Source organism: Evansella sp. AB-P1 (genome assembly GCF_029688925.1).
GTDB lineage: Bacteria > Bacillota > Bacilli > Bacillales > Salisediminibacteriaceae > Evansella.
This window is the reverse complement of sequence record NZ_JARUKY010000025.1, coordinates 1-23,927: the sequence shown is the minus strand read 5'-3', so window position 1 is coordinate 23,927 and position 23,927 is coordinate 1. Positions and strand designations below refer to the sequence as shown.

Here is a 23,927-nt window from a genome sequence, read left to right as displayed (position 1 = left end):
TAATATGAAAAAGGTACATAACAGTTACTTAATCACATTCCCATTCCAGTTAAGCATACCACCAGTAACATTAATGAGTTTGCTATACCCAAGGTCTTTTAGTATATTGGCTGCTTGAAGACTTCTGTTTCCACTGCGACAAATAATTACAACTGTATTATCTTTTGGAATCTCATTGTATTCTGTATCTAGTACACTCAATGGTATATTCAGCATACCTTCAATATGGCCTTCGTTATATTCATTCACTTCTCGCACATCTAAAAAGAAGATGTTATCAGTATCATGGTTGTTCAACATTTCTGCAAGTTCCGCCGTATTAATCTGTTCAATACCACTTTTAAGGTAAAATTGATATCCCACTATACTGAGTAAGATGATAGCTGATATGATAATATGCCAATACTTTTTAAACAAACTTATTCCTCCCCTTTCTATCATGTTCATTTATATTCCCAATTAGGTACAATCGAACTTTTTTAATAACGTTTGTTATACACTCTTGTTAATGGCATTCATTAACCTTTTTTCAATATCAGCCGCAAACTCCATCAACTTTTTATTATCTACAGATTTTATCAACTCTGTAGGTTTTGGCATTCCAATTTTTGTCTCACCTCGATCAACATAGACTACGATTTTGCATGGAAGAAAATACCCAGCAAGTTTATTCACATCTAGTACCCGTTTCGCTTCATGGGGATTACAAACTTCTAACACGGTAAAATCCTCATCAAATGTTAAACCTTTTTCTAGGAGTTTTTCTTTAACGTCAAATTCCCAAAGGACACCAAACTTCTCTTCTTGTAAGCTATCTTGAAGCTTCCTGATCGTCTCTTTGATTCCTCTTGTAGAATTTACAGTATAATGAAACATAATTCTCATCTCCTTTATTTATTTGGTTTTCTTATTTTCACCCTATCCACAAGTATAGGTGTACTCCAAATTATTGGTTTACCACTTGGAACAAAAATCTATAAAATAGGCTCAAAATTTCTAATGTTACTTTTAGAAGAAAAAGTACGTTATCAATAAATAGGCTCCTACCAGGATCCAAAGCCAAGTACCCGGTCAAAAAGCAGGCAATTTTCTCTGCTTTTTCTCACGGCTATTTGCTTTCGAAAAAGTTCCTCAACCTCCATTACTACACGATTATCTAGCTTCTTAAATTCCGACATAGTGGTATGCCTCCTTTTTCCTTATCCTCAATCTAATCATTCAATCTTATATCATCATTTCCATATAATGCCCCATACCTATGATGGTATAATCACTTTAAAAAATTATATCACGCACCTTTTTCTTTCCCTCACTCAACCCAACTACCATAATCTCCCTTCATCATTAATTCCAAGCACTCATTCCACCATTTACAGATTTCCGAAAAGAAAGCGCATGCAGGGCGTAGCCCCTCTTTAGAGATGGGATGAATTTTCGGTAGGCTTTAGCCTAAATTATTGAATAATACGAACACCTGTGCTATTCTACAAGTAGTACAAATGTTCTTTGAAAACTGAAGATATGGAGTTGTGGCAAGAAGCGATAAATAACGTTTGCCACGTAAAATCTTCAACGTTCGTCCTTAAAATTTCGGTTTGATACGACCGATACGGAACGATAAGCACACAAGAGGTCTTTTAGGCTGGCTTGACGAAGTGCCTAGCTATACGCTATACGTCCATTGATGTTCTAAGAGAAACAGGTTAGTGCTTGAGTGGAAACTCTCTCTTTTGAGAGATAAGGGCACTCTTGAAAAGCCTGTCAGTATCTTAGAACCCCACTGGCTTTAGCCGTGGGAGTATCAGTTCTCATCCCACTTTGAGAAATAACAACCACTTCTTTATCCTTTGATAATTGTTTAGCATCTTTTGATAATTCGTGAAGGGGTATGTTTATAAATTCTTTAATGTGGCTATTAACGTACTCCCCTGTTGTTCTTACATCAACAAACTGAATATCTTTCTTTTTAAGTTTATCCTTTAATTCAGCAATAGAGATTTGATTAACCCCTTTAACTGGTACGAATTTGTTAATGAAAAATAAAGCAATAAGCCCAAATATTAGAATATTGATAATGATGTCCATCCTACAGATCTCCTTTATTCTTTTGTATGAAGCATGTGTCTTGAAAACATGATTAATTGATTTATTTCAGTTCCCCACATACATATACCCGTATAAGTATATACACTAACAAAATTTTTTACTAATAAATGATCAAAATACAAGTGAAGACACCTATAGGGGTATTTCAAGTGCATGTACAGCCACTTGTCACCCCAATAAACGACTATCCCTATCTACTTTTTACTAATAAATTTACAGCTTCTTGAATAAATTGTTCTGTATCTTCACCTTTTTCTATTTGCTCTCTAACACAATGCTCTAAGTTTGTACTTACAACAAGACCTATCGTACGATCAAGTGCATTTCTTGCAGCTGAAAGTTGAACAACAAGATCTTTACAGTCCTTTTCTTCTTCCATCATTCTTAAAATAGCTTTCACTTGTCCTTCTATTCGTTTTACTCTATTTTTCATTTGATCCGTATATTCCATACATTTCCCTCCAAATCAAAAAAACGTGTCAATATACTTTATACACTATACCCGCATAGGTATAATGTCAACTTGAAGATGGTTCTCATGAATCATTTCTATAGCAAAAAGAAGGAAGCAAGAGTTTATCCCCTTGCTTCCTTCCATTTTTCATTTACTAAATCTACTTGTGATCAGTTAATTATTAGAGGTAAAGCCCATTTGTCTTAGTTGCTGTTGTGCCTTTGTTAAACTCTGTACAGTCTGTTCCTGCCAACTGATTAAACTTTGGATAAATTCCTTAAATTCAACAGGGGCATTTCCCTTCATAACAGGTAGCCATCTTGTTACCTCATGATCTGCTAATAATGCATTATCAACACAGGAAACCATGGTTTTAACAATTGTTTCGTGGCTTTCCCCACTTTGCAATCGTTTTGCACTACCCAAAGCAGTCACCCGATGATAGGAAGATTCATACAATTGCTCATGCATTTGATCCAGTCCTTCCAAATTTTCCGTTGCAGGAATGTGATACAGTTGAGAACTCATGGAACAGACCATCTCTTCCCCTTGCATACTTTGGGTTAAAAGTTGTAATACAGATGACCAATCTTCTTGTGGATATGGATGAAAATAATACAATACATTCACCTACTTATAAAAAATTCCATATATACTATGCCTTTAGATAATTATTTGCCCCTAAAATTTATTTAGGACGGTTCTACTGATTCTTTCGTTTAGCGAAACGAAAGAATCAGTAGAACCGTCCCTATATCCCATAATTTAAGTTGCAATAATTACATTTATCCCTTTATCTCTTAGATTCTGAATCGTTGTCTCATCTGTATATTTATCTGTGATGATGTTATGGATACTGTCTATATTACTGATTTTAGTTAAGGCGCGAGTGCCAAATTTACTATAGTCAGCCATATAATAAACCTGATCAGAAAGTTCAATTACTTTAAGTCTTAAGCGAGCTTGTAGCTCGCTATCGTCACTTATTCCTCTTTTAATATCAATGCCCTTACTAGATATAAATGCCTTATCGATAAAATATTGATCAATGGATTTCTCAGCTAAGGGACCTACGAATGAAAGGGACATTTTCGTTAACGTACCACCTATACAAATAACATTGATCTTCTCTTTTTCACTTAATTCCAAAGCAACTTTCATAGAGTTTGTTAAAACTGTTAATGACATATTTGGTAGGCGAGCTGCCACATACCATGCTGTAGTGCTGGCATCTAAGAAGATCCTATCATCTTCATGAATATGACTGATGACCTCAACAGCAATGTTCTTTTTTTCTTCTATATTCATTACTTCGCGTTTTGTATATGATATTTCCGATCGACTTGTTTCTACAGACACTGCCCCACCATGACTTCTAGTTAATTTACCTTCCCGTTCTAGCTTCCCTAAATCTCGTCTAATCGTTTCTTCTGTTACTCCAAAGATCTCACTCAGTTCAGATACGCGAATACTGCCCCGTTCATTAACTAGTAAAACAATTTTTTTATATCTTTCTTCAGCAAGCATTATGAACCATTCCCTCTCATTCATGTACAATCCAAACTTATTTCCATGTGTCGTACTTGCATATCATTACAATATAGAATACCTTAATTGGAGTTTAAATACCAAATATTACATTCACCACTACTGTCTTTGTAGCCATAATATAAGTTGTGATTCCCAATTAAAAACACTCTATTGTTAGTTATTTCAATTTATCTAGTGAAGGCTGCTGGTACTCCTCCATCTACTGTAATCATAGAACCTGTCGTTTTTTCTGCTTTGGATGAGGAGAAAAATGCAATAGAGTCTGCAATGTCCTCTGGAAGAATGTTTACTAATAATGTTGTACGTTTACGGTAATGTTCTTCTAATTGATCAGGATCAATCCCATAGGCAGCTGCACGTTCTTCTCTCCACCGGGAACCCCAAATGGCAGAACCTTGTAATACTGCATCAGGTAAAACAGAGTTCACACGTATTCCGTACTCTCCCCCTTCTGCAGCAATACATCGAGCTAAATGTGTTTCCATTGCTTTCACAGAGCTGTATGCTGCTGCATTTTTTCCAGCATATATCGAGTTTTTAGACCCGACGAAGACCATGCTTCCTCCAATTGCTTGTGTTTTCATTTGTTTAAATGCTTCACGTGCGACTAAAAAATAACCCGTACCAAGAACATTCATGTTTAAGTTCCACTCTTTTAATGTCGTTTCATCGAATGGGCTTGAAGTTGCAAGACCTGCATTATTTACGATAATATCAACCCCGCCATACGTTAATGCAGTTGCTTCAAAGGCAGCTTGAACCTGTTCTTCACTAGTAACATCCATTTTAATGGCAAGAGCACGTCCTTCACCAAACTCTTCATTCAGTTTAGCTGCAATTTTCTCTGCACCTTCTAGGTTTAAATCTGCTAAAACGACATGTGCGCCTTCTGAAATAAACTTTCTTGCAGTAGCACTTCCAATTCCACCAGCACCTCCTGTTATAAAGGCAACTTTCCTAGAGAATTCAGCTTCTGCTGGAGCAAGAGATAATTTATATAGCTCAAGTGGCCAATATTCAATATTATAAGATTCGTTTTCATTTAAAGATACAAAGTTTCCTAGTGCAGTAGATCCTTTCATGACGGAAATGGCACGAGTGTAAAGAGCTCCACTAACATTCGCCATGACCATATTTTTCCCTGAGTTCACCATACCAATACCAGGGATTAATATCACTCGTGGAGCTGGCTCCATTATTACGTCACCATCATTTTTATTACGTTCAAAATAATCATTATACTCTTCCTTGAAGCCTTCTACACCTGCTTTTATGGACGAAATTAACTGATTAACGTCTTTCGTTTGTGGATCCCAATCAATATAGAGTGGTACTCGTTTTGTATGAACTAAGTGATCCGGACAAGCAGCTCCAACTTGGGAAAGTACTGGTGCATCGTGACTATTTACGAACTCTAGTATATTTTCACCAGTATCATAGGTTAATAGCATTTTCTTCTCATCACTAACGGCTCCACGAATAACAGGTAACACTTGATTTAACACATCTTTTTTCTCCTGCTCAGATAGTGATTGATATTTTTGTCCACCAAATACTTTCTTCTCTTCAATTTTCTCATTAATATACGATTCTGCTTCATTAATAACGGAGATAGTTTTATCGTAGCTCTCCTTAGCAGTTTCTCCCCATACAACTAATCCGTGCTTTTCCATTAATACAAGCTCAGCGTTAGGATTGTTTTGTACCCCCTCTGCAATCATCTTCGATAGTGTAAAACCAGGACGAATATAAGGTACCCAAACAAAACGGTTACCGAATATTTCTTCTGCTAACTGTCTTCCATTATCGGCACAGCAAAGACTTATAATTGCATCTGGATGTGTGTGATCTACATGCTTGTATGGTAAAAATGCATGTAACAAGGTTTCAATAGAGGCTCTTGGGTGTTTACTATCAATCATACAATGGGATAAGTATTCTACCATTTCTTCATCTGGCATTTCATCTCGTTCCATTAACGGGCGAATATCTTCCATATTTAATCCTGTAAAGTTCTTGTGCTTCATGGTTGCTAAGTCAGATCCGCTTCCCTTCACCCACATAACTTCAATATCGCGGCCTCGGAAATCCTTTTCCACAGTTTTCATTGATGTATTACCGCCACCCCAGTTACAAACAGCACGATCGGAACCAATTAAATTCGAACGATATACTAATTCATCTAAACCCGTTTTCAAACCTTTTGCTTCCTGTTCACCCCATAAATTTTTAACCATGACAACCTCCGTTTTTATTTGATTATTTTTGATTTACCTATAATTACAGTTTAACATAACTTTTTTTATGTTTGAATTACTTTATATTAATTTTGTTTTAAAAAAATATATTCAACTTTCAAACCTTAATAACACCTTTTCCTTCTTCATTTATAAAAAAGGGTATCATTTAGGTTATTAAAACCCGAAATGATACCCTTTATTATCATTAATTTGCTTTCAGTACACCTGATTTCGGAGTGACGCCGAATGCTTTTGCCAATTCAAGCAATTCTGCATCCGTAATAACCTGCATTACTCCACCTTGGTGTGAGTTAATGATTGTATATATTTGCGCTGCCTTTTCTGCCGTTTCAATTAAACCAAATGTTTCATCTATTGTTGCTCCAGCTCCAAACACTCCATGATGTGGCCATACAACTAATTCGAATTCCTTCATTTTCTCTGCTGTCTTTTTTCCAATAGCATCTGTTCCAGGGATCATCCAGGGTAATATTCCTACACCATGAGGGAACACTACAACACATTCTGTACACATTTGCCATAATGTACGAGTAAATTCATTTTCATCAAGCTCGTGTGTAAAAGTCATCGCTAATAGATTAGTAGCATGATTATGCATAATAACACGGTGGTTAGGATCTACTTCTAACCTTGCAATATGGCTCATAAAGTGAGAAGGAAGTTCACTGGTAGGTTGCCCGTCGTTCTCAAGCCCCCATAAAATATCAATATCAGAACCGCAGTCGCTAACTTGTATTATCCCAAGACAATCTGAAGGATTATTTTTAACGTTTTTAAAATACTTTCCTGATCCTGTAACAAGAAAGTATTTACCAGCTAGCTCTGGTACTGGGAAATTTAATTTCAACGTGCGAAGTACTCTTGTTGTGTCAATATAAGGTATAATTTCATCTTCCATTAAAAGATAACTGATATTCCCACCATTTCTTTCATCCCACCCCATTCGCCACATGTTATCAGTTGCCTCAATCATCCCTTTAACAATAGGTGATTCAATGACCTTTTTATCAATTATCTCTAGCAATGCATTTTGCAAGTTTTTATCATTAATCACGGATACTCACTCCTTCAAAACAATCTATATTTACCTACATTCCCTACATAAAAAAGCAGATTTTGTTCAGTATTTCACTTTTAAACCTACTTTTATATTATGAGGTTTACAGTATTAAGTCAATATTAAAATGTTTGTTTGTTTTTGATTATGTTATTTTAAATCTGTTTTGTCACGTAAAAGTCAAATTTAACGAAACATTTTAAGTTACAAACACAAATGAAAGAACGAACCCTTCATTGGATCCGTTCTCTATGTCCGATTAGTTGTTTTCAAAACTGCTACAGTGTTCTAATTTTTTCGTTCAATACACCGTCATCATTTTTAATTCTTGTTCTCTAAGTTCTGTTTAACAATTCTTCTTCCTCATACCGTTTTACTTCCTCTAGCCAGCTTTCTTTCACTGGTACTCCCATTTGTTCACAATAGTAGTCCCAAATAGCACCAAATGGATAAGTTTTAAATTCTTCGAGTAATGCTAGTCTTTCCGTAAAATTTCCTTCCTCTTGTAACTTTTTTAGTTTTTCGTTCGGCATTAGTAGTGCATACAATAACGATTTAATCATGTTACGTGTACCAATCGTCCAGGCAGCAACACGATTGATACTTGCATCAAAGAAATCTAACCCTATAATGACACGATCTAATGCGTCGTTTCGCACTATTTCTAGACTGATTTCTTTTAACTCATCATCTAAAATAACCACATGGTCACTATCCCAACGGACAGGTCTTGATACGTGTAGCGCTAATTTTTCATTGAATAGCAGCATGGATGAGATTTTATTAGAAACTGTTTCCGTAGGGTGATAATGTCCTGTATCAAGTAAGCATAGTTTATTATTTTGTAAGGCATAGCTTAAGTAAAACTCGTGGGATCCAACTACATACGATTCGGATCCGATTCCAAACACTTTACTTTCCACCGCATCCAAGTTATATTTTTCATCTATTTCCTCTGCAAAAATTTCATTTAGAGCTTCCTTCAGATGTTTTCTTGGTGTTAAGCGATCACTTGGAATATCCTTATACCCATCCGGAATCCATATATTAGTTAAACTAGGAGTTCCAAGCTCTCTTCCGAAGTATTCGCCAATTTTACGACTGACCTTACAGTGAGCAATCCAGAATTTACGAATTTCTTCATCAGGATGAGCTAACGTTAATCCATCTGCAGCTTTTTCATGGGAGAAAAGAGTTGGGTTAAAATCGAGACCAAGTCCTTGTTCCTTCGCCCAATTAACCCAATTTTCAAAATGCTTTGGCTGTAATTCGTCTCTTTCCACCTCTACGCCATTTGTTTCGGCATAAATTGCATGGAGGTTCACGCGATGCTTTCCAGGAATGAGAGAAAGGGCTTTTTCAAGGTCCATACGTAGCTGTTCAGGTGTCGTAGCTTTTCCAGGATAGTCACCTGTTACATCAATTCCACCAGATAATTCTCGTTGATTCACTTCAAAACCAGTGATATCATCCCCTTGCCAGCAGTGAATCGAAACAGGTACTTGCTTTAGTGTTTCTAACGCTTTTTCTACATCAATTCCCCATTTCTCGTAGTCTTTCTTCGCTACTTCAAAGATATCTTTTACTGACATATTATCTCTCCTCTATTAAACTCGTATATTTTTTTACATCGAAGGAATCCTTGATGAAGGAACGCGCCTCATTTATATTCTTAAACTCTCCTAAGGCAATAAGCTGTGCTACAATATTGCCAATTGCCGTTGCCTCAACTGGACCTGCATAAACATCCTTTTTCGTTTTCTCAGCAATCAGTTGGTTTAACAATTCATTTTGACAACCACCACCGATGACATTTATTCGATCAAATGTCGCCTCATATATTTCTTCAATCTGACCTATAGCCGCTTCATAACTAATCACTAAGCTATCAAATATACACTTTGCCAATTCACCAGGAGTTTGTGGAATTTCTTGCGACGTTTCACTGCAATAGTGTTGAATCGCCTCAATCATATTGTTTGGCTTGAGGAACCTTTCATCATCCACGTTTACGGTTGAGATAAAATCTTTAGACTGACGAGCAAGGGTCACTAGCTCTGCAAAGGAGTATTGATCCTCTAAATTACGTTTTACTTCCTGAATCATCCAAAGACCCATGATATTTTTTAAAAACCGATAACGGTAATCAATGCCACCTTCATTCGTAAAGTTATAATCCAGTGCCCTATTAGTACAGATTGGGAAGGCATTCTCTACACCAATGAGGGACCATGTACCAGAACTTAAATAAATCGACCCTTTCGTTTCAGGTACTGAAATAACCGCAGACCCAGTATCATGGGTAGCTGGAAGGATCACTTCTATATCAAAACCAATTTCACTGATTATCTCTTGTTTCAAGTTTCCTAAAACGGTTTTTGGCAGTTTTATGTCTTGAAACATGTCTTTATTAATTCCCAGCTGATCTAATAATTGGTCATCCCACTTTTTCGTGGAGGCATTCACTAGCTGAGTGGTAGTGGCATTCGTATACTCGTTCGCTTTCACTCCGGTAAGTAAGAAATTGAGATAATCGGGAATCATTAAAAATGTTTTTGCTTTTTCTAAAATTTCCGGATTGTTTTTCTTTATAGAGTAAAGCTGATAAATCGTATTGAACTTTTGAAATTGAATACCAGTATTTTTATACAAATGTTCCTTAGAGATCGTCTGAAAAACCTCTTCCATCATCCCGTCTGTTCTCGGGTCACGATAGGCAATAGCATCCGTTAATAAATTGTCGTCTTCATCTAGTAATACGAAGTCAACTGCCCATGTATCAATACCAATACTCTCTGGTTGAATGCCATTTTCGAGGCACTTCTTCAGTCCGTTCTTTATTTCATTAAAAAGTTTATCAATTTCCCAGCAAAAATTTTTTCCATTGTGGACGATCTTGTTTTCAAAACGGTGGATTTCCTTTAGCTTCAATTTGTTATCTTCTACATACCCATGTATCATTCTTCCACTTGATGCACCTATATCAACTGCTATACTAGACTTGCCCATTTTCTCACCCTTTCTAGAAAGCGTTTTCATATACTAATCATAATTTAGAAAGGAGATTAAAAATATATCTTCATTTACCAATTTATTGTCCTTATTTGCAATAAAGACTAGCAATCTAACACTACTTACTAGACTTTGTTAAGCTTCGATTTTTCTGCAGAAGGGTACGCGCTTTTCGTATTGGTGGGTATAGCACCTTTCAATTCAATAAATTTAACCATTATATTAAAATCAACAATGTCGATTTATAGATCTTAAATAAAAAATACTTCATTCATGGATTTAGTCCTGAATGAAGTATTAAACATCTCAAATTATTATTTTGTTAGTTTATGAAATTATTTCGGAATCTCTTAGGAGTTTGCCCGTATTTTTCTTTAAATATCCGATAGAAGTAACTAATGTTGTCGTAACCAACTTGGTCCACTACTTCTCCAATTGCAATGTCAGTTGTTTCTAATAATTCCTTTGCTTTAGATAATCTTTTTTCCTGTAGAAGGTTTTTAAAGGTTTGGTTAGTTGCTTTTTTAATACTTTTACTCACCGTATAAATTGGCAGGTTTAATCGATTTGCGAGCTCACCTAAAGTGGCATTTGGATAATTCTCATCAATATACTTTAACCCTTGTATAACTAAATTCCTTTCAATAGGCACTTTCTTTTTCTGTTCCAATTTGTCTGAATTTTTTATAAGCTGCACAAGGAGAAGACCCATATAAAGTTTTACAGATGAATCAGAAAGAAGAGTTTGTTGATGTAATTCAATAATTATATTCTCTAAAATACTTTGGATTTCCGTTATCTCTGATACTTTAAAATATAAATATTCCCCATTATACGTATTGTTGTACAAACTATTTAAAAGAAAATCACTAACCATATTTTCTGAGGAGAGGAAAGAAAAGATGAATTTTAGAAAATCGGGATGAACTATAAAATTTAGGATTATATCTTCTTTTGCACAAGCATTTATTTCGTGTTCTATATGTTGGTTTAAAAATAATAATTCACCTTGTTTTAATGTGATTTTCTCATCTCCAACTCGTTGCTTTAACTGACCATGAAAAACATAATTAATTTCAATATAATCATGTTTATGCTTTGGAAAATCTACAAATCTTGTATGCTTTCTTACGACGATCTTTTTTTCATTTCGTAAAAATTTATCCCTTTCAATTACAAAATTGTGTTGACTTGTGTATAACCCCTTCTCCACTTCTTGTTTTTGCTGTAGAATTCTCTGCTCTTCTTCCGTTATTTCCATTAGTTCTTGTAGAAGGTTAGTTTTCAATACAATCACCCACCTTATTGAATAAAGGAATACTTTGAATGTATTATCATATTTACTTCTTTATTATAATCTATTTTTTAACTCTTGTAATAATTGATAATAATTAATGGACCCACATGCAATTGTTGCTTTTGTTATATGCCTCAAGACAACTCGAAGATAATTCGTGAAGCCTATGCTCGTCGGTGGTGTCTGTGTCTCCTCCTTCACTACTATGCCAATATTTATTTTCGAGGATAGACGGCATAGAATTTAGTGTATAGACTTTATGGAAATTCATAAATAAAAGAGACAAAACCCAATTCCGGTTTGTCTCTTTCAAAAATCTTCTATTCTAAATAAAATACTTCTTGTAATTCTTTCGATACAGGGCTATTATCTTCGTTCGTTTCCATAATATCTTTCATATAAGCCCACCATTTTTGACATATAGGGCTTTCAGCTACTTGGTCCCACTTTTCTTCGCTTTCGATTACTACATAGGCAAATAGTGTCCCAGTAACTTCATCCAAAAATATGGAGTAATTGTGGGCACCATGGTCCTTCAACATTTTTTCCATTTCTGGCCAAAGCTCATCGTGACGCTTTTTATATTCTTCAAAACTATCAGTATAGACTTTCATGATCGATGCTTTTCTTATCATATTTGTCACCTCCCTCTTTTTGGGACAGTTCTCGTGAATCATCCGCTTCTGTAAACGAAAGATTCAAAAGAACTGTCCCATTATGTTAAGATAAAAGAATATTTGCAGGAGAGTAATATAGATGCTCTCCATTTTTTTTGGTATCTTTCTTATAGCATATCATGCATTTAATAATAGATTTAGGAGTGGAGATTAGAAATGAACAAAAAAGACATTGCACACATTCGAAGACAATTTAAAGTTGGTAATGATTTACTAAAAATTAGTGACATATTTAATGTATATATAATGAAAGAGTCTAGTGACATATACCATTATCAAAGTCAACCCTTCGATATGCTGGATCAGGACCAACAGGAGTTATTTATGAACAACTTTAAAAAAGTTCTTGCAGGTCAACTCGATGAAAAGCTATTCGAGCTAAAGTTTCGTCGTGAATCTGAAAATAATAGTCAGCTTATTTTGCACCAAGGGTTATTAAGCAGTGATGTAGATAACTGGAAAGAACAAATGCTTCGAATAGTAGAAAAAATGCTAAAAAATCAACAATACGAAATGGATATTGTTATAACATTTATTCGTGGAGAGTATTTCAAACCAATGAAACGACGTAGTGAAGAATCTGAAGAAAATGAACGGGATGCTGTTTATTCCCATTCCTTTATTTTAAGTAGTATTAACAAAACACAAGAGCCTAAAAAAGAATTACTTTTTGACTACGTGGAAAAGGAATTCAAGTACAATTTTGTTGTAGATCCTATCATTAACCTTAGTGCACCGATTGCTGGGTTTTTATTTCCATGTTTTACAGATAATTCAGCAGATGTAAACCACATTCTTTACTCTGCAGGTAAAGCACATGAGCCAGACCATCAATTTATTGACGAAGTATTAAATAGTGAAGAAACCATGACTGCAAAAGATGATAAAATCATTTTTGAAGAAATTGTAAAAGATGTCACAGAAGATCAACTAAGTACTACCACACTTTCAAATGTTTATGAAGAAATTAACCGTGTAGTAGAAGAAAATGAAGAAGATGACACACCAAAATTGGATTACAGAGACGTAGAACGAGTTTTAAAAGTTAGTGGAATAGAAGGTATTGATACAGAAAAGGTAGAAACGGCATTCCAGAAAGTGATCGATGATGAGAAATATGAGATAAAAGCTAGCAGCATCGTACCAAAATATACATCTAAATCAATTAAAATTGAAACGAAAGTCGCTAAAATCTCCATTAGTCCACAAGATTTAAGATTCGTAAGACAAATTAATTTTACCGGTAAACGCTATCTGATGATAGAAGTAGAAGAAGACACCGTAATTGATGGTTTTACAATGATCCCGGAAGCTTTCGATGGCAATAAAGAGTAAATTAAGGACGGTTCTTTTGCATTCATTTTTCCCTATAATTGGAGTGGGAGAACAGTCTCCCCCCTCCTTCTCCTCATCTAGTTCTTCCTTTGTTAAATAATATATTGATAGTTCCATATTTTCAACAACATCTCTTCTTTCATTACTACTGATCTCTTCCATTATCTTCAAAGAAACCTTTATATATACTTTATCTCCAATCTCGAAAAAAATGTAACCTTTTTGATTGTTATTACGTAAAAAAGAAGCTGTAGAAAAAATAGTTTCTATTGTATTTTTTGTACGAAATAAGAATGTACTAAAATGTTAAATTTATGAAGGGGAGGATTAATTTGTATAAAGTTATATCTGGACTATTACTATTAATTTTTATCATTGTATTTGGACTGTTAGGTATTTACATTGTAGACGACGGAGAGGAAGCTGTTGTCCTTCAATTTGGCCAACATCATGATACCGTTGTTGAATCAGGGATGAAGTGGCACATGCCCTTTATTCAGACAGTTTGGAAAGAAAACACACAAGAAGTAAAAAGAATGGAATATGGTTTTCGTACTACAACAGAGGGAGATTCAAAAAATCTATCTGAATATGTAGAGGTTAATAGAGAATCACTGATGATTACTGGTGATGAAAATTTAGTATCACTAGAGACAGTCATTCAGTTTCGCATCTTTAATGTTGAACAGTTTTTCTTCAATGTGGATGATCAATATGAAACGATTGCCCACGCGGGAGCAGCTGCTATAAGACGTGTAGTAGCAAGCAATGACTTTGATGGGGTAGTAACGGAAAATCGTGGTGGAGTAGAAGCAGAAATTCACGAACATTTTCAAGAAATATTAGACAAGTATAAAATTGGCGTACAAGTAACTACAGTACAGCTTCAGGATGTGAATCCACCTGTTGAAGTACAAGATGCTTTTCATAAAGTAGTAGGTGCGAGGGAAGAGATGAATGCTTTAATTAACCAAGCAGAAAGCTATGCAAATCAAGTAATTCCTAACGCCAGAGGAAATGCAGCTGAAACAATTGCAATTGCAGAAGGTTATAAAGAAGCACGTGTTGCAGAAGCAAATGGAGATACTGCCCTCTTTAATGAATTACTTGAGTCATATCGACTAGGAGAAAATGTAACACGTACTCGCATGTATTATGAAATGATGGAAGAAATTCTTCCTAATATGGAAAAATATATTGTTGATACTACTGAAGGAAATACATTGAATTTTTTACCTCTCACTAGTTCAAATTCAAGAAACATAATAGAAACAGAATCAGACGAAGACTAAGGAAAGGGTGGTATAAATATGACTGATTTTAACGAAGCTTTCAATAAATAAAAGGTAATAAAAATAAATAGTAATACAATTACAATTGTAAAAAGAATAAGCGCAATTTTAGGAATACTCTTTGTAGCCATTGTAGGTTGGTTTCTATGTACGTTCACGGTGACAGAAACTGATCAAGCAGTTGTTGTTCGATTTGGAGAGGTTCAAAAAATAGTAATCTCTGAAAAAACACCTCAAATTGTAGAACAAATTGAACAGCATAGTCGGTTAAGTAATGTGAAAATCGTTGAAGGAAAGGGACTTCAATTCAAAATTCCTTTCATTGATACAGTAGAAACATACTCTGATCGATTATTGACATATGATACTCGCCCTCGTCAAGTAACAACTCTTGATAAGAAACGAATTGAACTAGATAATTATGCTCAATGGGTTATTTCAAATCCAGCATTATTTAGAGTTACCATGCGGACAGAAGTTAACGCTAACACTCGTCTTGATGATATGATTTATTCCAATTTAAACAGTGAAATCGGACGAACAAATATGACACAGCTTATATCAGATATTGATCACGTAGAGAGCATGCTAGAAAATGTAGTTAATCGTACAAATGCAGGGCTAGAGGAATATGGAATGGAGGTAGTTGATATTCGAATTCGACAAACAGACCTTCCTGAACAAAATTTAGATAATATCTATAATAGAATGAGAACAGAACGTGAGAGAATAGCCAATCGATACTTATCTGAAGGGGAAGAAGAAGCACAAAAGATTCGTTCAAATGCTGACAGAGAAGCTCGAATTATCGAAGCAGAAGCATATGAAACGGCAGAAATTCTTAGAGGACAAGGAGATGCGGAGGCAACTAGAATATATGCAGAAGTGTACAATCAAGATCCAGAATTCTATGAATTCTTCCGTGCATTACAAACATATCGAACAGCACTTGTTAATGATACTACCATTGTTATCCCATCTGATAGTGAGTTTGCTAAGTATTTATTGGGGAACTAAATGAAAGTGATAAATATTAAAGGACTACCCTGATATAAATAGGGTAGTCCATTTTTTAAAAGATAAGAAAGCATAAAATTTTTACTTTGAAGTGTCTAGGAGACAGGACGTCGATAATTTAACCTTTGCCCACAGGACGTAGGCTGTACTTAGGCGGAATTGGGGCGCCTTGCGCTTTTCTTAATAGTATGATAAATGTAAGTGGATTTATATATAAATAAAAATTATAATGCCTGATGCTATCTCCTTCTACATTAAACAACGTTTACAAAATCTAGTTAATAATTTCTTGTCTTTAAAATATAGATCTCTTTTTCAAGATTGTTTACCTTGTTTATAATAAAATCAATATCTTTTATTTTGATTCGGCTGATAATTCAAATTGCTCTCCAATGCCTACTAGTTTTCTTTCAACAGAATCAAACCGTTCATGCATTTCTACTTTTACATCAATGATTTCAGTCCTAATATCTTCTATTTCTGTCTTCATACCTGATATATCCGTTTTCATATCTGTCATTTCTGTCTTCATACCTGATATATCCGTTTTCATATCTGTCATTTCTGTCTTCATACCTGATATATCCGTTTTCATATCTGTCATTTCTGACTTCATGCCTGATATATCCGTTTTCATATCTGTCATTTCTGACTTCATGCCTGATATATCCGTTTTCATATCTGTCATATCGGTTTTTATTTCAGTTATATCATTATTCATTTTATTGAGTAGATCAAAAATTTGTTTTTCCATTTATGTCACCTCACTTCCCTATTATAATACAAGCTTTACTAACGTGCATCATCACACCTTTCGTTATTTTAGTAATACCCTTTTAAAGAAAAAAAGCAGTTTCTGGATTTTCAAACAATCGGTTAATATGTTACACAAATGTCACTAGAAAATTCATTATTAGATTAAATCTATCTTTTAAGAATCTAAGTGTTAATAAGTTGATTATAATCTACTAAAATCAAAAGAACAAGTGTTCTATGTAAAATATTCTTAAATTTGTAATAAAATATAAAATAATGTAGAGGTGTATTTGGGTAGTGTTAATTTTGCTCTTTAAGCAACGTGTATTCTTTCACTTATGAATGAAAAACCTCTACTTTCTCCTTTTTATAATGCAATCCTAAGGAGTCATTACATTAGCATTAGTCAAGTAATTTGAACTTCGCAGGTCATTAGTTTAGCATGGATAATATAAAACGATGGGAAGAAAAACTTTACTTTCTTCTTCCCATCGTTAAAATTGGTCAATTTATTTTAAATTTAATGTTAGGGTATACGTTTATACAAATACTATTTGTTATGCTGCTTCATGTATTCTTCACATTAGGTAACACCGTAAACTCACTCTAACCTTTACTGTTTCTGTTTTATTTTAATCTTTTTACCGTTGTCGCATTTTATTTTTAGTTCAAATTTCTTTACATCTGTAGGGTTTATCTCTACTAGCTCTAATAGATGTGTTACTATTTCATCATTGTTCATATCATCTGTTATTTCTACTTTGGAGAGTAGCTTTTCCATTTCCTTAATTGCTTGAAAGCCTTCTATTTCTTTATCTCCTCTTTCAATTTCAGCCTTTACTTTTTTCTTTTTCCGAGCATACTCCCATTCCATTTCCGTTTTATCTGTAAGAAGAAGCTCCATCTCAAAATAAGTAAACTTTAATTCTTCTTTTACTTTTTCCTTTTCATCTTCTATAGGTTTTTCAATTTCGTTGTCTTCACTATTTCCGTCTTCATTTTGTGCAAAACCTTGTATACCACCTGTGAATAACATACTTACTAATAATAAACACACGACAAATTTCAATTTTCTTTTCTTCATATTCTTTCCTCCTATGTATCCCTATTTTTATGAATGGGTAGTAAATGAAGCAATATTAAGGTGTCCAAAAAAATAATTATTTATTCTTACACAACTACTCTTTAATCAAATAATAATGAAAATTATATCGGACCTAATACTCAACTTTAATCCTTCATGTATTTAGGACACCAAAAAACACTTTCTACCTATACACTTTAACCCCTAAAGCTTTCTTAAGTTCAATAGTTGTTTTCGTATAACATCCTTATCACAATGCCATTATATTAATTGAACAAAATTCTAATAAGGAAGTGATTATAATGACTAACAATAAAAAAAGAACAAACACAAAATATAGAAGTCAAAAAGGGGACCTCCATAATGATGCTATAGCATCAGATAATGTAATGTCTCAGGAAGAGATGGAAAAGGCTATTTCACCTACAGGAGTGCGAAAAGGAAGTAAAGCTTAACAATCAACGTACATCCAGAATATATTGAAGGAAATGAAAAGAGGTTCCACTCCATACGTATTAACTCGTAGGAGGGAACCATTTTCTTTCCTTGCATTTTAATTATCTTTTCTTCGCTTCATCAGCAAGTGTTCTAAAAGACTTTACTTTACCATGAGGATTTTGTGCTTCTTTTCTATTCCGAAATTGTCGGTCTTCTTGTGATTTTGATTGTGTCATCCCAAATCCCTACTTTCCTAAATATCATACATACTGCTGATTTTCCCGTAAAGTTTAAGGATAATTTAAATTTACTCCTCATCCTTCACACGATTTTTAAATGCTTCATGTGTTCCTAAATATTCTTGCGTTTCAGGCTTATCTACCTTTGTTTTTTTCATTTCAGCACCCTCTGGAAACTCTCCAGGGTGGCTTTTTTTCTTATGATTTAAGCTCTTTCCACGGGCCATAATAGTAACCTCCTCAATAAATCATCACTATCAGTTTTTTCTAAATCCATAATGTTTATGCATGAATAGTAGGGGCGGTTCTCTTGATTCTGAAATATTTTACAGAGATAAAGAGCTAATGAACTATGTATCTTATTGTTTTTACTGGAAAGAAATTATATATCAATTCCTATAACCTTATAACATCCTCACATAGTCTTCTTCCTGTAGAAATTCTTTCGCAGTACGAGGGTAACCTTTATTAATTTCAAGTAATTCCCAAATATTTCTACGACCTTTTGCTATTTTTCCTGAAAAAATAAGTCCATCTTCAACATAGTCCATTTGTATGTCAGCACCAGTAATCGTGTATTCTTCACCGGGCTTTCCTACAGACCCATCAGTTAATCGAATCCCCAATACACGAAAGCTCTTTTTATTACAGCTAATAATCTCGAATACTCCTTCAACCGCTTCTTCATATGCTGAAATTTGACCAGTTATCAATTTAGCCATCTCATGAAACGTCACTCCAACATTCCCAGTGCGATTAGGGGAAAACGAATATGGCAATTGTACTCCGTTAATGAACTGACTTTCCTCTTGTTTTAAAAATGCAGTTAATTCTTCTAACAACGTAGCTTTTTTATTCTTCTTCATCCATTGTGACATAGCTTTTATCGTACTTATTAAATCAGTAATCTGTGTTTTGGTCATTGTCTCATACATATCAAAGTATTCTTTGGATAGTAGTTTTCTCCAACCCTCTTCATCAATATCCGCTAAACATTGATAATGATTCCGTTTTAAAACCTCGTTTAAGTCATGCAAGGATTCACGATACTTTCTTACTGTATTCCCCTTCTTTCCAACTGTTTTTTCTTTATAAAATGAAAGGAAATCCATTGCATAATCCGGTAGGTGCTCTAATCCTAGTTCTTCTAAAATAGATACATCTTTATCTGTAAATTTGAAACGATTCCCATCTTTATTTAGCATTGCAGCTAATACCTCTAACGTATAATCAATCATAACCTCTTCATATGATAAACCGGTTTTATTCATCAATGATTCAATTTTTCCCTTAGCCTGATCAACATGTTTCGGTGCCATATATACTCGAACACCATTAAAATAATATTTGTTATTATGTAATTCTAGTAAACCGATCGTACCATCAAAGATCTCTAAATTCTCTGGAATATTTTCACGTATATTTGGAACCTGAAACGTATTTTTCGTTATTACATCTTCAAATATATATATTTCATCTGTTTTTTCTACGGCGTGAACAAGACGAAATGGTAAGCTTGTCCACTCCTTTGCCATTGCCCTTATATTAGAATTGAGCTTACTCCCTTTGTCTTTATAAAACCACTCCACACCACGTAAGCCATTATCAAACCGATGCATAAATAATGTAAAGAAATGAAACATCATCGACTTAGCATCTTCATCTATATTATTTCCAGATCTCATAGTAAAAATATGCAGCAACCGTTCATGAACATGGGCGTCAATCTTTCCCCCTATAAAATCTGTTATCATTTTAACAAGAGTATCCTTTTGATCATAAAACTTTTCTTCACTTCGCTTATGTAAATCTATGATACTTGTTTTTTCCATACAGCATTTCTTATATTTCTTCCCACTCCCACACGGACATGGCTGATTACGGTTAGCAACCATTCTACAACACTCCTTAAATATGGTGAAATCTGTACTTTTGAAGGTACCACAAAAAATAAGAAATACCCCTAAAAAAATACTCAATCTCAATTTATATCACTATCTTTATTTTATCACTAACATCAAGGTTATTTACATAATGTTGAAGTTATATCCGTTGAAAGTGATTTGAATCAAGAAATGATTAGAATACAGGATAGTTCCACACGCATTGAGAATAATTATAGAACTAGAATCTTTTCAAATGACCCTAGTTCTATTATAAATTTCAGCGATGGTTTCATTGAAAATTCACAATAATCTTAAAGGAAATCAGGTACAACAGTAGAAGAAATACTTTCTCTGTTATACCTGATTTATAAATTAATAGTGAGGTCTAACTACCGAAGCTCCTATAATAACTAGGAGTACGAAGATAACAACAACAAACGCGAATCCTCCGGCAAAACCTGTCTTGTGTCCGTGTGTCATCGTATTAACCTCCTTTGATAATAATTCTAGGGATTTTATACTTCTCCCCTTAATAATCTATGTATAATAACTAATAATGTATAGGGATTGTCCTATATTAACCAAAAAATAGATAAGTATCTTTACTAAGAAAAACTTTTCAGTACTTCTGTCTATAGCAGCATAGCTCTTCCTGTCATCATAGATGAATATGATGTTACAATAATAAAGACTCTAGTTTAGTTTTTACTCTTTTTGGTTAAATGAAAAAATGATAGATATATTATTCATCTAATTTTTTATAGGAGGCAATTATGCTTTTAACACAGGAGAATATTAGTGATAACGAAAAACATCCAAAATGGTTTTATAAAGAATATGGAACATTTCGAGAAATAGTAACACGGAAAGACTTTCCATGTTATTTTGGTCAGAGTGCCGAAAGAAAAGGAGAACTGCGTTACTCCTATATTAGTCAGAATGATTGGTCTACACTTCCTGATACATTAAATGAATTCATTCATTTATTTGATGGAACACATAAAATTCGCCATGGTCTGTTTGTCTTTGTTGAACCAGAGAAGGAAGAAAAAAGCATAGAATACTATAGGAGTTATTTTTGGGATATACTCCAATACCTCCATAGTAAGGATCGTTCTCCATGGCCTAGTGATAAGCCTTCTGATCCTGAGCACTACTTGTGGGATTTTCATTTTAATCAGGAGCCAATCTTTGTTTTTGGAAATGCGCCTGCATATAAACAAAGAAAAACACGGGATCTCGGAAACAGTCTTATTTTAGGTTTTCAGCCTAGACGAATTTTTGAGGGACTAGAAGGAACGGAACCAGGTGGTGTTATGTCAAGAGAAAAAGTAAGAGAACGGGTTGAAGCATGGGATCAATTACCGACACACCCTGATATTAGTCATTACGGGGACCCAACACATAATGAATGGAAACAGTTCTTTATTGGTGATGACGCAGAACCAATAAAAGGGAAATGCCCATTCCATGTTGAGAAATGAGATAGCAGGGTCGGTTCTTTCGATTCAGAAGTATTGTGGACTATATTCTCCACTAACTAGAATTAGAAAGAACCTGTTCACCACCTTACTCTTAGTAGCTATTTTTTATTTTTTATATAAATAGTATGATCAATCACATACTGAAGTGTTATAACTACTTTTTCATCTGGTTTCATTTCCATATGGAAAAGAACCGTATTTGAATCGAGCTTTTCATATTGATGACTTGTCTCAATCATTTCCCAGTCACGTTCATAAAATTGATGCTCTACCTTAATCGTTACAGCTTCTTCCTTGTGATTATCAATATTGTAGTGAAATTCAATAAACTCTAAATTATTCTCTTTATAACGATCCACTTCTAATGCTTCACAAACAATATCAAAAGCTTTTCCAATGGTAATTTTTATTGGAAGTTTTTTGGGTATATGAGAAATTTTATCCTCCCCAATAAACTCTAGTAGATTATCAGAATCTGCTTCGTATACTTTCACTTTACCTTTTGGCAATGGAATTTCTAATTTGTTTTCTTTTGTATTATCAATTTCAATACTAATATTCGGCTTATCCGAATAACGATTCACTTCGTACAACTTACGATAAGTACCACTTGAGACATTTAAAAAATTTATTTGCTTTTCTTGTTCGTCTTTCATTGTTATAGGTCGATTTAAAGTGTACATGTGCTGATCGGCAAAGCTTTTTTCCTCAAATGATGGTTCAACACTGTTATAAACAACCAATTCATCATTTCTATAGGAATGTTCATCTTCATAAATGGATTCAATATCTTCAACTCGGTTAATTTCACCTGCTATAAGCTTAATTTCTGCATTTTCATATGTAGTTCCTGATTGATTATTGATAGAAACCCAACCAGTAAACTGAAATTCACCATCATTAAGGTTCAATACATAATTAGCATCCCACGAAATTCCTTTTGTTAGATAGGAAACATTGATTATTTGATCTAAAACTGTCCTCGGAACCTTCCAAAGTAACGCCGGTTTGGCAATTAGTCCCGCTGGTAATGATGGTAAGACAAGCTCTCCCTCTGGGTTAATAACAATTTCTTTTGTATCTACACGTTCCCCGATAATTCCGTCTCGTACACTTAAAAGTCTGATTGCTAGTTTTTCCTTCGTCTTTTTATCTTGAATATATATTATTTCGTCTAGGTATTTTTCTAGTAATTTCGCCTTACTTACGAGATCAAAATCAAAGTTTAGTTCAAGAACGTGAATACCGCTAATAATAATTGAGTCCGTTTCTATCTTTTTAGCAACATCTACGTATTGTATTTCTTCAGTGGGATCTTCTGAATACAATTTTCTTTCTTCTTTCACAAGTCCAAATTTGTCATTATAGATGGTTACACTAAGCCTTTTGTTTTGATCTTTCATTGATTGATACCTCACGCCAAAACCTCCTTTTAAATAAAAGCATAACGAAATCTAAGCTATTAGATTGAATCTACTACTCTACTTATGCAGTAATACATTGTGTCTGTCTACATTGACTTTTTAAACTTCCAAACTACTACCATTATATACCTATTATAAAACTTTTCTACTACCTCCCTATTCCATTACCCATTACTAAGGGTAAATTAAAAGAACAACTCGTATTAATGGAAGAGTTGTTCTTATTTAATGCTTAATCTTTATTTTATTTTAACAGGAGTACATACAGCATATAAGTTTTCGTATGTTGCTGTTACATCTGAATTAATAATTTTGTATTCGTTATGTCCTTTTGGTAACTCCTTCTTACTTAAAATAATTTCTTGATTCTTTTTCATCATACATCATCCTTTCCTACAATATTCTCACACAGAATTTAATATATGGAGCTGAGGAAAAAGGGTGCATGACTATATTTATAAATAACATCTATAAATAGCCGTATTTGGAATGTACTTTTATAGTCGGAATCATCGTTGGTATTGTTGGGTGGATCCTTTCTAATAATCAGCGAAAAT

General features: G+C 34.1%; 26 protein-coding genes. 5 read left to right on the top strand and 21 right to left on the bottom strand.

Annotation, left to right across the window (positions count from 1 at the left end):
- Nucleotides 1–24 precede the first annotated feature (24 nt).
- The 13 genes from QA612_RS19925 to rhaM all read right to left on the bottom strand — a co-directional run bounded on the left by QA612_RS19925 (nucleotide 25) and on the right by rhaM (nucleotide 12,373).
- Entirely contained in the window at nucleotides 25–441 is a 417-nt protein-coding gene (locus QA612_RS19925) for a rhodanese-like domain-containing protein (RefSeq protein WP_278285585.1), read from the bottom strand.
- Between the two features lie 51 nt (nucleotides 442–492).
- Nucleotides 493–876, bottom strand: coding sequence for a DUF302 domain-containing protein (locus tag QA612_RS19920; RefSeq protein ID WP_278285584.1), 384 nt, complete (start codon nucleotides 874–876; stop codon nucleotides 493–495).
- Between the two features lie 167 nt (nucleotides 877–1,043).
- Nucleotides 1,044–1,178 carry a hypothetical protein gene (locus QA612_RS19915; protein ID WP_278285583.1) on the bottom strand — a complete coding sequence of 45 codons (135 nt, stop codon included), beginning with the start codon at nucleotides 1,176–1,178 and terminating at the stop codon, nucleotides 1,044–1,046.
- Nucleotides 1,179–1,761: 583 nt separating this feature from the next.
- Nucleotides 1,762–2,085: a rhodanese-like domain-containing protein gene (locus QA612_RS19910; protein ID WP_278285582.1), complete on the bottom strand. Its 324-nt coding sequence runs from the start codon at nucleotides 2,083–2,085 to the stop codon at nucleotides 1,762–1,764.
- Between the two features lie 211 nt (nucleotides 2,086–2,296).
- Nucleotides 2,297–2,557: a metal-sensitive transcriptional regulator gene (locus QA612_RS19905; protein WP_278285581.1), complete on the bottom strand. Its 261-nt coding sequence runs from the start codon at nucleotides 2,555–2,557 to the stop codon at nucleotides 2,297–2,299.
- Between the two features lie 177 nt (nucleotides 2,558–2,734).
- Nucleotides 2,735–3,181, bottom strand: a complete 447-nt coding sequence (locus QA612_RS19900) for a hypothetical protein (RefSeq protein ID WP_278285580.1) — start codon at nucleotides 3,179–3,181, stop codon at nucleotides 2,735–2,737.
- Between the two features lie 144 nt (nucleotides 3,182–3,325).
- Nucleotides 3,326–4,087 carry a DeoR/GlpR family DNA-binding transcription regulator gene (locus QA612_RS19895; RefSeq protein ID WP_278285623.1) on the bottom strand — a complete coding sequence of 254 codons (762 nt, stop codon included), beginning with the start codon at nucleotides 4,085–4,087 and terminating at the stop codon, nucleotides 3,326–3,328.
- 191 nt (nucleotides 4,088–4,278) lie between these two features.
- Nucleotides 4,279–6,366, bottom strand: a complete 2,088-nt coding sequence (locus QA612_RS19890; protein WP_278285622.1) for a bifunctional aldolase/short-chain dehydrogenase — start codon at nucleotides 6,364–6,366, stop codon at nucleotides 4,279–4,281.
- 190 nt (nucleotides 6,367–6,556) lie between these two features.
- On the bottom strand, nucleotides 6,557–7,396 hold the full coding sequence (gene rhaD / locus QA612_RS19885; RefSeq protein WP_278285621.1) for a rhamnulose-1-phosphate aldolase: 840 nt from the start codon (nucleotides 7,394–7,396) through the stop codon (nucleotides 6,557–6,559).
- A 368-nt stretch (nucleotides 7,397–7,764) separates the two neighbouring features.
- Nucleotides 7,765–9,021 (bottom strand): L-rhamnose isomerase, encoded by a 1,257-nt coding sequence (gene rhaA, locus QA612_RS19880; protein ID WP_278285579.1) that lies wholly within the window; start codon nucleotides 9,019–9,021, stop codon nucleotides 7,765–7,767.
- A gap of 1 nt (nucleotide 9,022) precedes the next feature.
- Nucleotides 9,023–10,438: a rhamnulokinase gene (gene rhaB / locus QA612_RS19875; protein WP_278285578.1), complete on the bottom strand. Its 1,416-nt coding sequence runs from the start codon at nucleotides 10,436–10,438 to the stop codon at nucleotides 9,023–9,025.
- A 325-nt stretch (nucleotides 10,439–10,763) separates the two neighbouring features.
- Nucleotides 10,764–11,729, bottom strand: coding sequence for an AraC family transcriptional regulator (locus QA612_RS19870; protein WP_278285577.1), 966 nt, complete (start codon nucleotides 11,727–11,729; stop codon nucleotides 10,764–10,766).
- Between the two features lie 329 nt (nucleotides 11,730–12,058).
- Nucleotides 12,059–12,373, bottom strand: coding sequence for an L-rhamnose mutarotase (rhaM, locus tag QA612_RS19865; RefSeq protein ID WP_278285576.1), 315 nt, complete (start codon nucleotides 12,371–12,373; stop codon nucleotides 12,059–12,061).
- 198 nt (nucleotides 12,374–12,571) lie between these two features.
- On the opposite strand from rhaM, the gene QA612_RS19860 reads away from it, so the two are divergent.
- The 3 genes from QA612_RS19860 (at nucleotide 12,572) to hflC (ending at nucleotide 16,059) form a co-directional block, all read left to right on the top strand.
- The gene (locus QA612_RS19860; protein ID WP_278285575.1) at nucleotides 12,572–13,750 is read left to right on the top strand and encodes a DUF4317 domain-containing protein; all 1,179 of its coding nucleotides are present in this window, start codon (nucleotides 12,572–12,574) and stop codon (nucleotides 13,748–13,750) included.
- A gap of 332 nt (nucleotides 13,751–14,082) precedes the next feature.
- Nucleotides 14,083–15,042, top strand: a complete 960-nt coding sequence (hflK, locus tag QA612_RS19855; RefSeq protein WP_278285574.1) for an FtsH protease activity modulator HflK — start codon at nucleotides 14,083–14,085, stop codon at nucleotides 15,040–15,042.
- Nucleotides 15,043–15,201: 159 nt separating this feature from the next.
- On the top strand, nucleotides 15,202–16,059 hold the full coding sequence (hflC, locus tag QA612_RS19850; protein WP_278285573.1) for a protease modulator HflC: 858 nt from the start codon (nucleotides 15,202–15,204) through the stop codon (nucleotides 16,057–16,059).
- A gap of 355 nt (nucleotides 16,060–16,414) precedes the next feature.
- Here the strand turns inward: hflC and QA612_RS19845 are convergent, their stop codons facing one another.
- Complete coding sequence (locus tag QA612_RS19845) at nucleotides 16,415–16,813, bottom strand: CCDC90 family protein (protein ID WP_278285572.1); 399 nt, start codon at nucleotides 16,811–16,813, stop codon at nucleotides 16,415–16,417.
- Between the two features lie 615 nt (nucleotides 16,814–17,428).
- Nucleotides 17,429–17,899, bottom strand: a complete 471-nt coding sequence (locus tag QA612_RS19840; protein WP_278285571.1) for a YusW family protein — start codon at nucleotides 17,897–17,899, stop codon at nucleotides 17,429–17,431.
- 302 nt (nucleotides 17,900–18,201) lie between these two features.
- On the opposite strand from QA612_RS19840, the gene QA612_RS19835 reads away from it, so the two are divergent.
- Nucleotides 18,202–18,354 carry a hypothetical protein gene (locus QA612_RS19835; protein ID WP_278285570.1) on the top strand — a complete coding sequence of 51 codons (153 nt, stop codon included), beginning with the start codon at nucleotides 18,202–18,204 and terminating at the stop codon, nucleotides 18,352–18,354.
- 102 nt (nucleotides 18,355–18,456) lie between these two features.
- Here QA612_RS19835 and QA612_RS19830 read toward each other — a convergent pair whose 3' ends face one another.
- The 4 genes from QA612_RS19830 to QA612_RS19815 all read right to left on the bottom strand — a co-directional run bounded on the left by QA612_RS19830 (nucleotide 18,457) and on the right by QA612_RS19815 (nucleotide 20,942).
- Nucleotides 18,457–18,573, bottom strand: coding sequence for a DUF6254 family protein (locus QA612_RS19830; protein WP_278285569.1), 117 nt, complete (start codon nucleotides 18,571–18,573; stop codon nucleotides 18,457–18,459).
- Nucleotides 18,574–18,644: 71 nt separating this feature from the next.
- Nucleotides 18,645–18,803 (bottom strand): hypothetical protein, encoded by a 159-nt coding sequence (locus tag QA612_RS19825; protein WP_278285568.1) that lies wholly within the window; start codon nucleotides 18,801–18,803, stop codon nucleotides 18,645–18,647.
- A 177-nt stretch (nucleotides 18,804–18,980) separates the two neighbouring features.
- Nucleotides 18,981–20,471 carry an SEC-C domain-containing protein gene (locus QA612_RS19820; RefSeq protein ID WP_278285567.1) on the bottom strand — a complete coding sequence of 497 codons (1,491 nt, stop codon included), beginning with the start codon at nucleotides 20,469–20,471 and terminating at the stop codon, nucleotides 18,981–18,983.
- A 363-nt stretch (nucleotides 20,472–20,834) separates the two neighbouring features.
- On the bottom strand, nucleotides 20,835–20,942 hold the full coding sequence (locus QA612_RS19815; protein WP_278285566.1) for a YjcZ family sporulation protein: 108 nt from the start codon (nucleotides 20,940–20,942) through the stop codon (nucleotides 20,835–20,837).
- Nucleotides 20,943–21,235: 293 nt separating this feature from the next.
- Between QA612_RS19815 and QA612_RS19810 the strand changes: the two genes are divergently transcribed.
- A complete protein-coding gene (locus QA612_RS19810) occupies nucleotides 21,236–21,946 on the top strand; it encodes a YqcI/YcgG family protein (RefSeq protein ID WP_278285565.1) in 711 nt (236 codons plus the stop codon).
- 98 nt (nucleotides 21,947–22,044) lie between these two features.
- Here the strand turns inward: QA612_RS19810 and QA612_RS19805 are convergent, their stop codons facing one another.
- Together QA612_RS19805 and QA612_RS19800 are read right to left on the bottom strand one after the other, a co-directional pair.
- A complete protein-coding gene (locus tag QA612_RS19805; RefSeq protein WP_278285564.1) occupies nucleotides 22,045–23,364 on the bottom strand; it encodes a DUF4139 domain-containing protein in 1,320 nt (439 codons plus the stop codon).
- A 245-nt stretch (nucleotides 23,365–23,609) separates the two neighbouring features.
- Nucleotides 23,610–23,747, bottom strand: a complete 138-nt coding sequence (locus tag QA612_RS19800) for a hypothetical protein (RefSeq protein ID WP_278285563.1) — start codon at nucleotides 23,745–23,747, stop codon at nucleotides 23,610–23,612.
- Nucleotides 23,748–23,927: the final 180 nt, after the last annotated feature.

Bases quoted from the DNA above. Each gene is read 5' to 3' on its own strand.
- QA612_RS19925 (WP_278285585.1), bottom strand. From the start codon at position 441: ATGATAGAAAGGGGAGGAATAAGTTTGTTTAAAAAGTATTGGCATATT.
- QA612_RS19920 (WP_278285584.1), bottom strand. From the start codon at position 876: ATGTTTCATTATACTGTAAATTCTACAAGAGGAATCAAAGAGACGATC.
- QA612_RS19915 (WP_278285583.1), bottom strand. From the start codon at position 1,178: ATGTCGGAATTTAAGAAGCTAGATAATCGTGTAGTAATGGAGGTTGAG.
- QA612_RS19910 (WP_278285582.1), bottom strand. From the start codon at position 2,085: ATGGACATCATTATCAATATTCTAATATTTGGGCTTATTGCTTTATTT.
- QA612_RS19905 (WP_278285581.1), bottom strand. From the start codon at position 2,557: ATGGAATATACGGATCAAATGAAAAATAGAGTAAAACGAATAGAAGGA.
- QA612_RS19895 (WP_278285623.1), bottom strand. From the start codon at position 4,087: ATGCTTGCTGAAGAAAGATATAAAAAAATTGTTTTACTAGTTAATGAA.
- rhaA (WP_278285579.1), bottom strand. From the start codon at position 9,021: ATGTCAGTAAAAGATATCTTTGAAGTAGCGAAGAAAGACTACGAGAAA.
- rhaB (WP_278285578.1), bottom strand. From the start codon at position 10,438: ATGGGCAAGTCTAGTATAGCAGTTGATATAGGTGCATCAAGTGGAAGA.
- rhaM (WP_278285576.1), bottom strand. From the start codon at position 12,373: ATGATAAGAAAAGCATCGATCATGAAAGTCTATACTGATAGTTTTGAA.
- QA612_RS19860 (WP_278285575.1), top strand. From the start codon at position 12,572: ATGAACAAAAAAGACATTGCACACATTCGAAGACAATTTAAAGTTGGT.
- QA612_RS19845 (WP_278285572.1), bottom strand. From the start codon at position 16,813: ATGGAAAAACAAATTTTTGATCTACTCAATAAAATGAATAATGATATA.
- QA612_RS19840 (WP_278285571.1), bottom strand. From the start codon at position 17,899: ATGAAGAAAAGAAAATTGAAATTTGTCGTGTGTTTATTATTAGTAAGT.
- QA612_RS19835 (WP_278285570.1), top strand. From the start codon at position 18,202: ATGACTAACAATAAAAAAAGAACAAACACAAAATATAGAAGTCAAAAA.
- QA612_RS19830 (WP_278285569.1), bottom strand. From the start codon at position 18,573: ATGACACAATCAAAATCACAAGAAGACCGACAATTTCGGAATAGAAAA.
- QA612_RS19825 (WP_278285568.1), bottom strand. From the start codon at position 18,803: ATGGCCCGTGGAAAGAGCTTAAATCATAAGAAAAAAAGCCACCCTGGA.
- QA612_RS19820 (WP_278285567.1), bottom strand. From the start codon at position 20,471: ATGGTTGCTAACCGTAATCAGCCATGTCCGTGTGGGAGTGGGAAGAAA.
- QA612_RS19815 (WP_278285566.1), bottom strand. From the start codon at position 20,942: ATGACACACGGACACAAGACAGGTTTTGCCGGAGGATTCGCGTTTGTT.
- QA612_RS19810 (WP_278285565.1), top strand. From the start codon at position 21,236: ATGCTTTTAACACAGGAGAATATTAGTGATAACGAAAAACATCCAAAA.
- QA612_RS19800 (WP_278285563.1), bottom strand. From the start codon at position 23,747: ATGAAAAAGAATCAAGAAATTATTTTAAGTAAGAAGGAGTTACCAAAA.